This window comes from Aureimonas psammosilenae (assembly GCF_009176975.1).
GTDB classification, from domain to species: Bacteria; Pseudomonadota; Alphaproteobacteria; order Rhizobiales; family Rhizobiaceae; genus Plantimonas; species Plantimonas psammosilenae.
Genome location: NZ_WEZG01000003.1, coordinates 73,517 through 86,039, shown reverse-complemented (window position 1 = coordinate 86,039; position 12,523 = coordinate 73,517). Strand labels below are relative to the sequence as shown.

Genomic DNA, 12,523 nt, shown 5'->3' with positions numbered 1-12,523 from the left:
CATCGCCTCCGGTTCAGCGGCCGTCGACCGGCTGGAGAAGGCAGACGCCTTCCGCCTGCACATGCCCGATCGTCGTCACGAGGGCGCTGGAAGGGGTGTAGTCGATGGCATCCTCCACCCGTCCGTCGAAGGGCGAGAAGGCGGTGCGGCGCGCGAGGGCGGCGGCACCCAGCGCGACGCCCGCGATGAACTGCGCTTCGAAGGAATGTCCGAGCACGGTGCCAAAAGAGCGCAAGGCGGCGTGCGGAAAACGAGCCCGCAGCAACTCGCGTTCGAGCAGCGAGAGTTCCGCGATGCCTGTCGCGCCGGACAGAACCATGAGGTCGCGATCCTCGGTACCGCTTTTTTCCAAAAGTTCCTCGAACCGGGCGCGCAGCGAAGCGGCGTCGCGCCGTCCACGATCGCCCGAAACGTGCTTTACCCCGGCATAGGCGACCGCGCCGCGCCGCGCGGCGTGCTCCGCCGATTCCACCACCACGAAGGCGCCGACACTGCCGATGGCGAGCCCGTCATGCCCTTCCGTCCGGCCGAAGACCGGGCGCCATTCGTCGCTGAGCAGATAGCCGCCCATCTCGTAGTTGAAGATGAGGTCCTTGCGCTCGGCCGAGAATGCGCCGCCGACGAGGCAGATGTCGCTTTGGCCGCTGCGGATGCGGGCGACGGCCGTAGCCAGCGCCGAGATGCCTGCGCCTTCCTCGCCCATGAAGGTGCGCGAAGAGCCGGTCACCTTATGAACGATGGAGATGTTGCCGGCGAGGAGATTGGAAAGCTGCGCCAGAAACAGCGTCGGGCGCAGTTCGGTCATCAGCGTCTCGTTGACGAGGGCGGCCGAGTCTTCGGTCCGCGCGCGCTCCATCACGAGGGCGTCGACGGTGGTGTCGCGCTCGCCGCCGCCGGCCGCGACGATCATGTCTACCTTGGAACGGGTCGCCTCGTCGTCGGGAACGGCCGCGTCAGTCAGCGCCAGCCCGGCCGCATAGGTGCCGAGCTTCTGCCACGTCTCCATCTGGCGCTGGTCGCCCTTTTTCGGGATCTGCTGCGACCAGTCGAGCGGCGGCAGCGGATGCACGAAGTAAGGGGCGAAGCGCTCGGTTTCGATCTGCGGCTGGGGCTGCGCGTTCCCGGTCAGGCGGTCGAGATGGGTCTCGATGCCTTCGCCGAGGGATGAAACGAGGCCGATCCCGGTGATCAGCACTTCGCGGGAGGCTTCGGTCATGCAACGTCCGGAAAGGTCGGGTGGCGACCGACGGGCCGCCTGGACTGCAACGGTGGTTCAGGCGGCCTTGGCGGCTCGCAACTCGTCGATCTTGGCGCAGAGGTTCTTCAGAACGAAATATTCCTCGGTCGCCGCTTCGCCGTCATTGACGCGCTGCGTCCACTTCTCCAGCGGAATCTTGATGCCGAATTCCTTGTCGATGGCGAAGACGATGTCGAGGAAGTCGAGCGAGTCGATGCCAAGGTCATCGATGGCATGGCTTTCCGGCGTGATCTGATCGCGGTCGATCTCGCTGGTCTCGGCGATGATGTCGGCCACCTTGTCGAAGGTCGAAGACAAGAGACTACCTCTTTCGAAAGGGTGCTGTATCCGCCATTAAGCGGTACGGTCGGCAAAAAGCGTATAGGCAAGTCGAAACGAAAAGCAAAGCTGCCGCATCGGTCCCGATGGCGGCGGCGTGCCGGATTGCAGAGAAAGCGGATTCCTTGACCCCTTCGCATGTCGGCCAGCCGCGCTTCGCGGTCGCCCCGATGATCGATTGGACCGATCGTCACTGTCGCTACTTCCATCGCCAGCTCACCGCCCGCGCGCTTCTTTTCACGGAAATGGTGGTGGCCGACGCGGTGATCCACGGCGATCGCCAGCGCCTTCTCGGCTTCGACGCGGCCGAGCATCCGGTCGCGCTGCAACTCGGCGGGTCCGATCCGGCCAAGCTCGCCGAGGCGGCGCGGATCGGGGCCGGTTTCGGCTACGACGAGATCAACCTGAACGTCGGATGCCCTTCCGACCGCGTACAGTCCGGCACCTTCGGCGCCTGCATGATGCGAACGCCCGAACTCGTCGGCGAATGCCTTGCCGCCATGCGCAACGCGGTGGATGTCCGGGTCACCGTGAAATGTCGCATCGGGGTGGACGATCAGGACCCGGAAGAAGCGCTCGACCGTTTGGCCGACGCCGCGGTGGATGCCGGCATCGGCACGATATGGGTTCATGCCCGCAAGGCTTGGCTCCAGGGGCTGAGCCCGAAGGAGAATCGCGAGATCCCGCCGCTCGACTACGACCGGGTGTATCGCCTGAAACAAAGATTGCCGCACGTGTTCGTCGGGTTGAACGGTGGCCTCGCGACGTTGACGCAGGCCGTGCCGCATCTAGAAAAGCTCGATGGCGTGATGATGGGGCGTGGCGCCTATCATACGCCGGGCGAGCTTGGCGGGGTCGATGCCGCGCTCGCCGGAACCGAGGCCGAGCCGGTCGATTGGCGGGCTCTGGTGGAAACGATGGCGGATTATACTGGGCGGCACATCGCGACCGGGGGGCGTCTTCACCATGTCGCGCGTCATATGGTCGGGCTTTTCGCTGGGCGTCCCGGCGCACGGCGCTGGCGGCAGGTGCTGTCCGATGCCGGGGCGCGCTACGACGCGCGGCCGGAACTCCTTCTCGAGGCCTTGGCCGAGGTCGATCTCGCCGCACCGGTGCGGGCGGCAGCCTGATCGGATCAGCCGGGTGTTGCGAGCGAACGGCGCGTCGGCAGGAGCGCGAGGACGCGCCGGCGCTCCGCTTCGGTGAAGCCCGACCAGCCGGCGATCTCGTCGATGGTGCGCAGGCAGCCGACGCAAACCGCGCCCGCCGCATCGAGCTGGCAGACCGAGATGCAGGGCGAGGCGGGCAGGGCGGCGCTCACGCGATCTCGCCGAAGGCCGGCATGACTTCGAGGACGCGCGAATGCGGGAACACGGCGGTGGCTTCCGTGCCTTCGCGCACCTTGGAGGTGAGCACGAAATCGCCGTTATGCATGTGAAGCAGCGCCTTCACGATCGGCAGGCCGAGGCCCGTGCCCTGTTCGGCCGCCTTGATGGCGATGGAGCCCTGGCCGAAATTCGAGAGGACGATGGGCATCTCGTCTTCCGGGATGCCCGGACCGTTGTCGCGGATCGAAACATACTGGCCGCCGCCGGCCGTCCAGCCGACGCGCAGGCGCACCGAACCGCCCGGCGGCGTGAACTTCACGGCATTCGACAGGAGGTTCAGGACGATCTGGCGCACGGCGCGCTCGTCGGCCCAAAGCTGCGGCATCCCCTGTTCCATCTGCACGGTCAGGCGAATGTCCTTGTTCTCGCAGCGCAGCCGCACGTAGCTCAGACAGTCTTCGGCGATGGTGGTGAGGCTGACGGCCTCTTCGTTCAGGTCGTAGCGCCCCGCCTCGACGCGCGACAGGTCCAGAATCTCGTTGATGAGGTTCAGGAGGTGCTGCCCCGACGCGTGGATGTCCTTGATGTATTCGCGGTACGATTCGTTGTTGATCGGCCCGAGGATCTCGTTGGAGATCACTTCCGAAAAGCCGAGAATGGCGTTCAAGGGCGTGCGCAACTCGTGGCTCATGGTGGCGAGGAAGCGCGATTTGGCGAGATTGGCTTCTTCCGCCCGCCGGCGCGCTTCGTCCGAGACGATCCGCGCCGAATCGAGTTCGGCGATCAGCTCGTCCTTTTCCATCTGGTGCTTCATGCGCTCGATCGTGTTGCCGCGGATCTTGGCCGACACGAAAGCGAAGAAGGGCACCGCGCCGATCAGCATCACCCGCATCGCGCCGGTGGTGGATTCCGGTGCCATCGCGAGTTCCACCACCAGAACCGCGACGAGCGGCGCGAAGGCGATGAGAACGACGTGCTGAAGCGTCCACGAGATCATCGCGGTGAGCGCGATTGCGAGGAAGAGGATGGAGAACTGGAAGATCTCGAAGCGCAGCGGACCGCAGGTCTCGCAGCCGAGCGAGGCAAGATGAGCCCAGGCGATGCCGGTCGCGAAATGCGCGGCCTGGAAAAGCTGCGTCCATCGCCGGGCATCGAGTTCGCCCGCGTCCCGCTTCTCGAACCGGCGCAGCGTCAGGACCAGCGTGGCGTAGCCGAACACGGCGATGCAGATCCACACCACGGCAGGCGCGGTGCCGGCCAGAAACGAAAGACCGAGCGCCGTCAGGAACAATGGCAGCGGCATCACCGCGGCGGCCGTATGCATGCTTTGGGCATGCATGGCCAGAAGTTCGGTCTCGAATCTCGGCAAGAGACCCGTTCGCGATCGCAAGCGTTCGCGCGCCGCGCTCAAGGTCAGCGCGATGTCGGAACGGCGCGGGTCGAAGCGGCGCCGCGCCGCGGTCTTGTCATATGGGCTCTGTGCGGCGGCGGACATGGGCGTTCGGACAAGCGCTCCGAGATGGTCGGTCGATCGGCGTCATTCTCTTTCGCCAAGCTTAAAGAATTGCCTTAAGAAACGACGAAGGCTCGATCGGTGTCGGATGGAGCCGTGTGTTTCATGCGTGAGGGCGAGCGGCGATGGACCGGCTGGACAAGAAAATCCTGAGGCTCCTTCAGGAAGACGCGACGCTGGCGGTGGCCGACATCGCCAAGCGCGTCGGTTTGTCCACGACGCCCTGCTGGCGCCGCATCCAGAAGCTGGAGGAGGACGGCGTGATCCGCCGGCGCGTCGCCGTTCTGGACCCGACGCGAATCAATCTTGGCGTCACCGTCTTCGTGTCGATCCGCACCAATTCGCATTCCACCGAATGGCTGAAGCGCTTCGCCGAGGTCGTCGGCGATTTTCCGGAGGTGGTGGAATTCTACCGGATGAGCGGCGACGTGGATTATCTCCTGCGGGTGGTGGTGCCCGACATCGCCTCCTACGACGCCTTCTACAAGCGCCTGATCTCACGGATAGAGATTCGCGACGTGTCGTCGTCCTTCGCGATGGAGCAGATCAAATACACGACCGAACTGCCGCTCGATTATCTGGTGCTGGAGAAGGAGCCGCGCGAAAGCTGAAGGCGAGGAGCCTTCAGCGTTTCAGGTGGCGGATCAGCCGGCGCTCGGTGAAGTTCGTGGCGTGGCGCAGCATCTCCACCAGCGACAGGTAGAGGAGCGCCGCCCAGAGATAGGTCTGGAAGTCGAAGGTGCGCGAATAAGCACGCCGCGTTTCGCCGAAGAGATCCAGAACCGTGATGATCGCGACGATGGCCGAGGCCTTGATCATCAGGATCAGCTCGTTGGCATAAGGGCGCAGCGCCACGATCATGGCCTGCGGCAGGATGATCTTCCAGAAGATCACCCATTCGGCCAGCCCAAGCGAGCGCGCGCCTTCCCATTGCCCGTGATGGACGTTGCCGACCGCGCCCCGAAGAATCTCCGCCTGATAAGCGGCCGTGTTCAGCGAAAGCGCGAAGACCGCGCAATACCAGGCGTCGCGGAAGAACCACCACAGGCCGACCGTCTCGAAAGCCCCACGGAACTGGCCGAGGCCGTAGTAGATCAGGAAGATTTGCGCGATCAGCGGCGTGCCGCGAAAGAAATACACGTAGCCGAACGAGAGGGCGCGGGGCAGGGCGCGCTTCGACATGCGCCCGAGCGCCACGGGAACCGAGAGGATCGCGCCGATGATGAAGGACAGAACGACGAGAACGATCGTCGTCCAGAGCCCCTTCATATAAAGCGGGCCGTAGCGCGCCATCAGTTCCGGATCGTAGCCGCTGGCCAGCGTGTAGGCGATCCCCGCGCCCGCCACGACCCAAAGGGAAAGGATGACGCGTCCGGCAAGACCGGAACGGCGGCGCGCGACCGGAGGGGCTGCAACCGTCATCGCCGGACCTCCCCGCGCTTCGTCCACATCTCGATGGCCCCGATCACCACGGACGAAAGAATGGTCAGGACGAGATAGATCGCGATGGCGACGCCGAAGAACAGGAAGGGCTCGCGCGTGACGCGCGCGGCAACGCCCGTTTGGCGCATCGTGTCGGCAAGGCCGACGACGGAAACCAGCGACGTGTCCTTCAAGAGGTTCATGTAGAGATTGGCGAGCCCCGGCAGCGCGAAGCGCAGCACCTGCGGCAGGATCACCAGTCGCATGGCCTGAAAGCGCGTCAGGCCGAGCGCGTTGGCGCCTTCACCCTGGCCTTGGGGAACGGCGCGAAACGCGGACAGGAAGACCTCGCTCGCGAAGGCGGAGAAGACGACGCCGAGCGCGATCATTCCCGACAGGAACGGGGAAATCTCGAAATTGCCGAGCCCGAGCGAGCCGGTCGCGATGTTCAGAAGGCGCTGGGCGCCGAAATAAACGAGAAACAGTGTCAGAAGCTCGGGAAGACCCCGAAAGATCGTGGTGTAGATATCCGACGACAGGCGAAGCGCGCGATCCTCGGACTGTTTCCCGAGCGCGAGCAGGAAGCCGACGGCGAGCCCGAGCGGCAGGGTCGCGATGGCGAGAGAGATCGTCACGGCGACGCCGGCGAGGATCGGCAGACCCCAGCCTGTGGGACCGAAGCCGATCAATGTCAGACTATCTGGCATCGAGCAGGAGGTTCATCTTATGCGAAAGGGTCGATGCCGGGCGCGGTGGCGGTGGGCCGATCGAATCGTTCGGCCCACCGGTCATCAACTCACTTACCGTAGACGTCGAACTTGAAGTACTTGTCCTGGATCTGTTTGTAGGTGCCGTCGGCGCGGATGGCCACGATGGCGTCGTTGAACATCTTCTTCAACTTTTCGTCGCCCTTGCGGAGGCCGATGCCGGCCCCCTTGCCATAGATCGCTTCGTCGGCCGGGAAGGAACCGAGGATCTTGCAGCAGGCGCCGGCCTCGCTTTCGAGCCATTTCGACAGAACCACGATATCGTCCGACACGCCGTCGAGACGACCGTTCGCCATGTCGAGCTGGTATTCCTCGGCGGTCGGATAAACCTTTTCGTCGGCGTCCGGCAGGAACTTCTCGACCGCCTGGGCGTGGGTCGTGGAGCCCTGAACGCCGACCGTCTTCCCGTCGAAGGAAGCGGGCTGAAGGTCCGCGATGGTGCTGTCCTTGGCGACGGCGAGCGCGCCGGGCGTGTTGTAATATTTGTTGGTGAAGTCGATCTGCTTCAAACGCTCCTCGGTGATCGACATCGAGGCGATGAAGGCGTCGAACTTGCCGTTCTGAAGGGCCGGGATGGCGCCGTCCCAATCCTGCGCCACGAAATCGCACTTCACCTTCATGTGGTCGCAGAGCGCCTTGGCGATGTCGATGTCGAAGCCCTGCAGTTCACCGCTGGGGCTGAGGAAGTTGAAGGGCGGGTAGGCACCTTCCGAACCGATGCGAATGGTCGACCAGTCCTTCGCGGAATCGTCGGCCTGCGCGGCGCCGAGACCCACCGACAGAACGCCCAGCACCGCGACGGTGGCGGCGAGGCTTCGCTTGAACTTCGTCATCATGCTCTCCAGACCTGGGCATGCCATACCGAGACGACGCAATTTCAGGCATGCTCCTTTCGAAGGCGATACTCAGCCGGTTTTTGCGAAAAGCGCAACAGAGGAATGGCTTGTCGGCCTTTCCCTCAACGGGAAAGCCAGGTTTCGGCGATCTCGAGATCGTTCGGTGTGTTCACGTTGAAGAATGGATCGCCGCCGGGCGCGTTCATGTCAGTCGCGAACGACACTGTGTCGAACCCGCGAGCTTCGGCGAAGCCGATCACCGAACGATTCTCGCTGGCAGTGATATGTTCCTTCAAACCCGCCAGCCGGGCGAGGGGCCAGAAGCCGATGGTCGGCTGTAGCCGGCCCGCGAAACCGGCGAGTCTCACGCGCTCGGAAGGTCCCGCCGCCAGGCGCGTCACGATATCGAGCGGCAGAAAAGGCGTATCGCCGGGCAGGCAGACGAGGCCGGCGACGTCGGGGCGCCGATCGGCCAGCCACGCTGCCGCGGCGTCGAGCCCGGCCAAGGGTCCGGGAAAATCCGGCAACCGATCCGAAACCACCGGCAGGTCGAACTGCGCGAATGACGCCGTATCGTTGGCGTTGACGAGGACCGGCTCGACAGCGCCCGCGAAACGGTCGAGGACCCTCGCGAGAAGGGGGCTTCCGGCCAGCGGAACGAGGGGTTTGGGCACGGCCGAGCCGAGCCGCGAACCTCTGCCTCCCGCGAGTACGAGGCCGGCGATGCGGGGCGCGTTCAATGGACTTGCGCCCGTGGCATGGTGGTGCGCCGACCGCGCTTGCGCTCGCGATAAAGCGAGTAACCGCCGCTGCCCACCACGATCGTGGCGCCGATCAGCGTCGCCGTGTCCGGCACCTCGTCGAAGATCAGAAGGCCGAAGACGATGGCGAAGATGAGGATCGTGTAGCGGAACGGGGAAACGAAGCCGATATCGCCGCCGCGCATCGCTTCCACGATGCAGATATAGCCGATGGCGATGGCCACCGAACTGACGGCCATGATCGCCACATCCCGGCCGTGCAAAGGCTCCCAGCCCCAGAACGGAATCATCAGCCAGCCGGTGAGGGAAACCGCCGCAGCCGTCGAGGCCGAGATCATCAGGGCCGGGATGCCCTTCGGAACGCGCCTCGTCAGAAGATCGCGGCCCGCGCTGAAGACGACGCAGGCGAGCACGTACAGCGAATAGATGTTGAAGCCTTCCGCCCCCGGACGCACAATGATGAGGACGCCGGCGAAGCCGACCGTGATCGCCGTCCAGCGCCGCCAGCCGACGGTTTCGCGATAGAACAAGGCCGCCCCGAGCGTCACCGCGAGCGGCATGGCCTGGAAGATCGCGGACGCGTTGGCGAGCGGCATGTAACCGAGCGCGACGATGTAGGAGATGGTCGCGCCGATATCGAAGAGGGTGCGCAGCGTCAGCGTGCCGCTGGTGAGCTTCGCCGGCGACCGAAGCGCTCCCACAAAGGCCGCGATGCCGAGGAGAAGCAGCGTCGAGAACAGGTTTCGGATCGCCATGATCTGCGCGACGTTGGCATCGGCCAGAGCGAGCTTCGTGCAGATGTCGTTGACGACGAAAGCTGCCATCGCCGCCACCATGAAGAAGCATGCCCGCAGGTTTCCGGCGGAGGAAGACGATTGGGGAAGGGGCAAGACGGACTGCATGTCGGAGGGTTCGGTCCGTCCCATAGCCGTTTCGGTCGGAGCGGACGACCCTTGTTTCAGCGATGAGGGTCGGCGGGCAGTCCTGCCGCCTCAGCCGCCCGTCATGCTCATATGGCGGGACACGGAAGGACGCTTCGTGGCGCGATCGATCACGAAGTCGTGGCCTTTCGGCTTTCTCGCGATGGCCCCGTCGATCGCCTCGCGCAGAAGGTCGTCGTCCGATGATGCCCGCAGCGCCGCGCGAAGGTCCACCGCGTCTTCCTGGCCGAGGCACATGAACAGGGTCCCGGTGCAGGTGACGCGGACGCGGTTGCAGCTTTCGCAAAAATTATGCGTCATCGGCGTGATGAAGCCGAGCCGGCCGCCGGTTTCCGCCACATCGACGTAGCGCGCCGGACCGCCGGTGCGGAACGGCACGTCCGTCAGCGTGAAACTTTCTTCCAGCGAGCGCCGCACCTCGGTCAGCGGCAGGTAGCGATCGGTGCGGTCCTCGTCGATCTCCCCGAGCGGCATGGTCTCGATCAGCGTCAATTCCATGCCGCGATCATGCGCCCAGCGCATCATTTCCGGGATTTCGGCGTCGTTGAAGCCTTTCAAGGCGACGGCGTTCAGTTTGATCCGCAACCCGGCCGCCTGCGCGGCATCGATGCCCGCCAGAACGCGATTCAGATCGCCCCAACGCGTGATCTCGCGGAATTTCACCGGATCGAGCGTATCGAGTGAGACGTTGATCCGCTTGACGCCGCAATCGGCGAGTTCGGAGGCGAAGCGGTGAAGCTGCGAGCCGTTCGTGGTCAGCGTCAATTCGTCCAGCGCGCCGCTGTCGATGTGACGCGACAGGGACTGGAAGAGGCTCATGACGTTGCGACGAACAAGGGGCTCGCCTCCCGTCAAGCGAAGGCGGCGCACGCCCTTGGCGACGAAGGCGCTCGCCAGCCGATCCAATTCCTCCAAAGTCAGAAGATCGCGCTTGGGCAGGAAGGTCATGTCTTCCGCCATGCAGTAGACGCAGCGGAAATCGCAACGGTCCGTCACCGATATGCGCAAGTATGTGATCCTGCGCCCGAACGGATCGATCATCCGCGAAGGACCCGGACTGACGGGAAATCGTTCCGCGAATGATGGCGAGATGCTATCGCCCGCGGGTCTGTCGATGACGGCATTATCCATGCCGCTCATTTGGAAGCCGACATGGGCTGGGTCAAGCGGCCATCCCTGTGATGGCGAAGGGAAAGGTGACCGATGAGCAACGAGTTGATGCCAACGGAGATCCGGGTCTCCAAGGATCGTCGGACACTGACCCTGGCGCTCGGTGACGGGCACGAGGAAGCCTTCGGCGCCGAGATGCTGCGGGTGCTGTCGCCCTCGGCCGAGGTGCAGGGCCACGCGCCCGATCAACGCGTGACGGTCGCGGGCAAGGCGAATGTCGGCATCGCCGACATCGTGCCCGTTGGCCATTACGCCATTCGCATCGTGTTCGACGATCGGCACGATACCGGCATCTTCACCTGGAGCTATCTCGCCGATCTGGCGCGGGAGCGGGAACAGCGCTGGAACGGCTATCTCGCCGAATTGGAAGCCAAAGGGCTGTCGCGGAGCCGCTGATCAGGCCGCCGCGACGAACCGGACTTCGGGGTGCATTTCCTCGAACTCCACCCGATTGCGGCCATTCGCCTTGGCTTCGTAGAGCTTTGCGTCGGCGATCCGGTAGAGAGTGGCGAAGCTTTGCACTTCGCAGAAGTGAACGCCGCCGATCGAAACCGACAACGGCACCCGTTCGCCTTCCTCGCTCCGAAGCTCCAAAGCGCAGATATGGGCCCGCACCTGTTCCGCGATCAGAAGGGAGCGGCTGCGGCTCGCCCCCTCAAGGAACAGGCCGAACTCCTCGCCGCCGAGACGCGCGACCAGATCGCAGCGCTGAATGGACCGCTTCATCTCGGCCGCCATCGTCGCCAGCGCCTTATCGCCGACGGCATGGCCCCAGCGATCGTTGATCTGCTTGAAGTTGTCGGCATCGATCACGAGGAAGGCGCCGCGCGTGATCGGGCAATCACGCATCGCCTCGAGCCGCATCTCGACCGAAGCGCTGAAGCTGCCACGATTGAGAAGTCCCGTCAGGCTGTCCTCGTTGGCGGCGCGTTCGAGATCCCGGTTGGCGATCGACAGCTTCACCAGATGATACGACAGGTAGCCGAGGTGCGGCGCGCCGATCAGCACGGACAGAAGAACGCCGGAAACCACGCCGCGCGCCAGAAGCGCGGAACCCTGATGCCAGAACATGGCCGAGCTGAAGACGATCGACACGGCAACGCAGATCGCGAGCCCGCCCAGGTTGATCCTGAGCAGACCCAACGCATCGGAGCGCGTCAGACGACTGACGACTCGAGAAAATTCGGTTGGGCGGGTATCCATGCCGAAGAGGTTAGCGAGTGACGCATTGCCAAGGTCTTAACTGTTCGCGCACAACTAATTTTAGTCAGGCACTTCAGAAGAAATCGTTAACTGGCACCCGACCGCCTACCGATCACGCTTCACGGAATGAGGAAACGGCGGCAATTCGTCGAACGCGTCCTTCAGCGACTGCGACCAACCTTCCGAAATTTGCCGGTAGTAGCTGTCCTTCTGGTCGAAGCGATGCCGGTAGCCACCGGTGAGGCTGTCGGTTTCGTAGAACTGCAGATCGATCGGCAGGCCGACGGACAGGTTCGAGCGAATGGTCGAGTCGAACGAAACCACGAGCAGCTTCGCCACGTCGCCGAGGTCCATCGCGCGATCGTAGGTGCGGATGATGATCGGCCGTCCGTATTTATGCTCGCCGATCTGGAAGAACGGATTGTCGGGCCCGGCCTCGATGAAGTTGCCTTCCGGATAGATCATGAACAGGCGAGGCCGCCCGCCCTTGATCTGCCCCCCCAAGATGAAGGAACCCGTGAAGCGGCTTGAGGCGGACTCGCCGGTGGGCGACGTCGTCGCGATCACGTCCTTCAGCGTGTCGCCGACAAGCTGCGCCGTCTGGAACATTGAGGGCTGGTTCAGGATGGACGGGTTGCGCTTCTCGGGCTCGACGCGCCGTTCTTCGAGGATCGAGATCGTCGATTGGGTGGTGGCCAGATTGCCGGCGGAAAGCAGGCAGATGAAGCGCTCGCCCGGCACCTCCCAGGTGCGCATCTTCGACACCACGGAAATGTTGTCGACGCCCGCATTGGTGCGCGTGTCCGACATGAAGACCAGCCCGCGATCGACGAGCAGGCCGACGCAGTATGTCATTTTCGTGCCCTCCGCGTCTCGCGCCCTTCAGGGACGCCCGCGCCCAGCGCCTTTGCGGCAAGACTGCACGGCGTTCATGGAGCCACGCTTGCAGAGCGTCGGGTGCGGCCGAAACGGTCGCTTCCGACGCCAACCCATCGACGCCGTCGTT

The 12,523-nt window shown here is 64.2% G+C and carries 15 protein-coding genes; 3 read left to right on the top strand and 12 right to left on the bottom strand.

Annotated elements, in window-relative coordinates:
• Positions 1-13 precede the first annotated feature (13 nt).
• Together F9929_RS07145 and F9929_RS07140 are read right to left on the bottom strand one after the other, a co-directional pair.
• A complete protein-coding gene (locus F9929_RS07145; RefSeq protein ID WP_152045874.1) occupies positions 14-1,216 on the bottom strand; it encodes a beta-ketoacyl-ACP synthase in 1,203 nt (400 codons plus the stop codon).
• A gap of 57 nt (positions 1,217-1,273) precedes the next feature.
• Positions 1,274-1,555, bottom strand: coding sequence for an acyl carrier protein (locus tag F9929_RS07140; RefSeq protein ID WP_150968156.1), 282 nt, complete (start codon positions 1,553-1,555; stop codon positions 1,274-1,276).
• A gap of 146 nt (positions 1,556-1,701) precedes the next feature.
• Between F9929_RS07140 and dusA the strand changes: the two genes are divergently transcribed.
• On the top strand, positions 1,702-2,706 hold the full coding sequence (dusA, locus tag F9929_RS07135; RefSeq protein WP_268915636.1) for a tRNA dihydrouridine(20/20a) synthase DusA: 1,005 nt from the start codon (positions 1,702-1,704) through the stop codon (positions 2,704-2,706).
• Between the two features lie 5 nt (positions 2,707-2,711).
• Here dusA and F9929_RS07130 read toward each other — a convergent pair whose 3' ends face one another.
• The gene (locus F9929_RS07130) at positions 2,712-2,897 is read right to left on the bottom strand and encodes a DUF1289 domain-containing protein (protein WP_152045872.1); all 186 of its coding nucleotides are present in this window, start codon (positions 2,895-2,897) and stop codon (positions 2,712-2,714) included.
• A complete protein-coding gene (locus F9929_RS07125) occupies positions 2,894-4,399 on the bottom strand; it encodes a sensor histidine kinase (protein WP_152045871.1) in 1,506 nt (501 codons plus the stop codon). Before F9929_RS07125 ends, F9929_RS07130 begins: the two co-directional genes overlap by 4 nt.
• A gap of 143 nt (positions 4,400-4,542) precedes the next feature.
• Here F9929_RS07125 and F9929_RS07120 point away from each other — a divergent pair, with 143 nt between their 5' ends.
• Positions 4,543-5,028: an Lrp/AsnC family transcriptional regulator gene (locus F9929_RS07120; RefSeq protein WP_152045870.1), complete on the top strand. Its 486-nt coding sequence runs from the start codon at positions 4,543-4,545 to the stop codon at positions 5,026-5,028.
• A gap of 13 nt (positions 5,029-5,041) precedes the next feature.
• Here the strand turns inward: F9929_RS07120 and F9929_RS07115 are convergent, their stop codons facing one another.
• From F9929_RS07115 to moaA, 6 genes are all read right to left on the bottom strand, one after another.
• Entirely contained in the window at positions 5,042-5,839 is a 798-nt protein-coding gene (locus F9929_RS07115; protein ID WP_152045869.1) for an ABC transporter permease, read from the bottom strand.
• Positions 5,836-6,546, bottom strand: a complete 711-nt coding sequence (locus F9929_RS07110) for an ABC transporter permease (RefSeq protein ID WP_152045868.1) — start codon at positions 6,544-6,546, stop codon at positions 5,836-5,838. The genes F9929_RS07115 and F9929_RS07110 overlap by 4 nt, the downstream gene beginning before the upstream one ends.
• Positions 6,547-6,635: 89 nt before the next feature.
• Positions 6,636-7,442, bottom strand: a complete 807-nt coding sequence (locus F9929_RS07105) for an ABC transporter substrate-binding protein (protein ID WP_407922212.1) — start codon at positions 7,440-7,442, stop codon at positions 6,636-6,638.
• Between the two features lie 122 nt (positions 7,443-7,564).
• Complete coding sequence (gene mobA / locus F9929_RS07100; protein WP_152045866.1) at positions 7,565-8,182, bottom strand: molybdenum cofactor guanylyltransferase; 618 nt, start codon at positions 8,180-8,182, stop codon at positions 7,565-7,567.
• Positions 8,179-9,105, bottom strand: coding sequence for a DMT family transporter (locus F9929_RS07095; RefSeq protein ID WP_152045865.1), 927 nt, complete (start codon positions 9,103-9,105; stop codon positions 8,179-8,181). Before F9929_RS07095 ends, mobA begins: the two co-directional genes overlap by 4 nt.
• Before the next feature lie 90 nt (positions 9,106-9,195).
• Positions 9,196-10,185 (bottom strand): GTP 3',8-cyclase MoaA, encoded by a 990-nt coding sequence (gene moaA / locus F9929_RS07090; protein WP_152045864.1) that lies wholly within the window; start codon positions 10,183-10,185, stop codon positions 9,196-9,198.
• 162 nt (positions 10,186-10,347) lie between these two features.
• On the opposite strand from moaA, the gene F9929_RS07085 reads away from it, so the two are divergent.
• Entirely contained in the window at positions 10,348-10,710 is a 363-nt protein-coding gene (locus F9929_RS07085; RefSeq protein ID WP_152045863.1) for a gamma-butyrobetaine hydroxylase-like domain-containing protein, read from the top strand.
• Here F9929_RS07085 and F9929_RS07080 read toward each other — a convergent pair whose 3' ends face one another.
• Entirely contained in the window at positions 10,711-11,409 is a 699-nt protein-coding gene (locus F9929_RS07080; protein ID WP_193227642.1) for a GGDEF domain-containing protein, read from the bottom strand.
• Between the two features lie 213 nt (positions 11,410-11,622).
• Entirely contained in the window at positions 11,623-12,372 is a 750-nt protein-coding gene (locus F9929_RS07075; protein WP_152045861.1) for a peptidase, read from the bottom strand.
• Between the last annotated feature and the right edge of the window lie 151 nt (positions 12,373-12,523).

Coding starts and splice junctions, on each gene's coding strand:
- F9929_RS07145 (WP_152045874.1), bottom strand. CDS start 1,216: ATGACCGAAGCCTCCCGCGAAGTGCTGATCACCGGGATCGGCCTCGTT.
- F9929_RS07125 (WP_152045871.1), bottom strand. CDS start 4,399: ATGTCCGCCGCCGCACAGAGCCCATATGACAAGACCGCGGCGCGGCGC.
- F9929_RS07120 (WP_152045870.1), top strand. CDS start 4,543: ATGGACCGGCTGGACAAGAAAATCCTGAGGCTCCTTCAGGAAGACGCG.
- F9929_RS07115 (WP_152045869.1), bottom strand. CDS start 5,839: ATGACGGTTGCAGCCCCTCCGGTCGCGCGCCGCCGTTCCGGTCTTGCC.
- F9929_RS07110 (WP_152045868.1), bottom strand. CDS start 6,546: ATGCCAGATAGTCTGACATTGATCGGCTTCGGTCCCACAGGCTGGGGT.
- F9929_RS07105 (WP_407922212.1), bottom strand. CDS start 7,442: ATGATGACGAAGTTCAAGCGAAGCCTCGCCGCCACCGTCGCGGTGCTG.
- F9929_RS07095 (WP_152045865.1), bottom strand. CDS start 9,105: ATGCAGTCCGTCTTGCCCCTTCCCCAATCGTCTTCCTCCGCCGGAAAC.
- moaA (WP_152045864.1), bottom strand. CDS start 10,185: ATGATCGATCCGTTCGGGCGCAGGATCACATACTTGCGCATATCGGTG.
- F9929_RS07085 (WP_152045863.1), top strand. CDS start 10,348: ATGAGCAACGAGTTGATGCCAACGGAGATCCGGGTCTCCAAGGATCGT.
- F9929_RS07075 (WP_152045861.1), bottom strand. CDS start 12,372: ATGACATACTGCGTCGGCCTGCTCGTCGATCGCGGGCTGGTCTTCATG.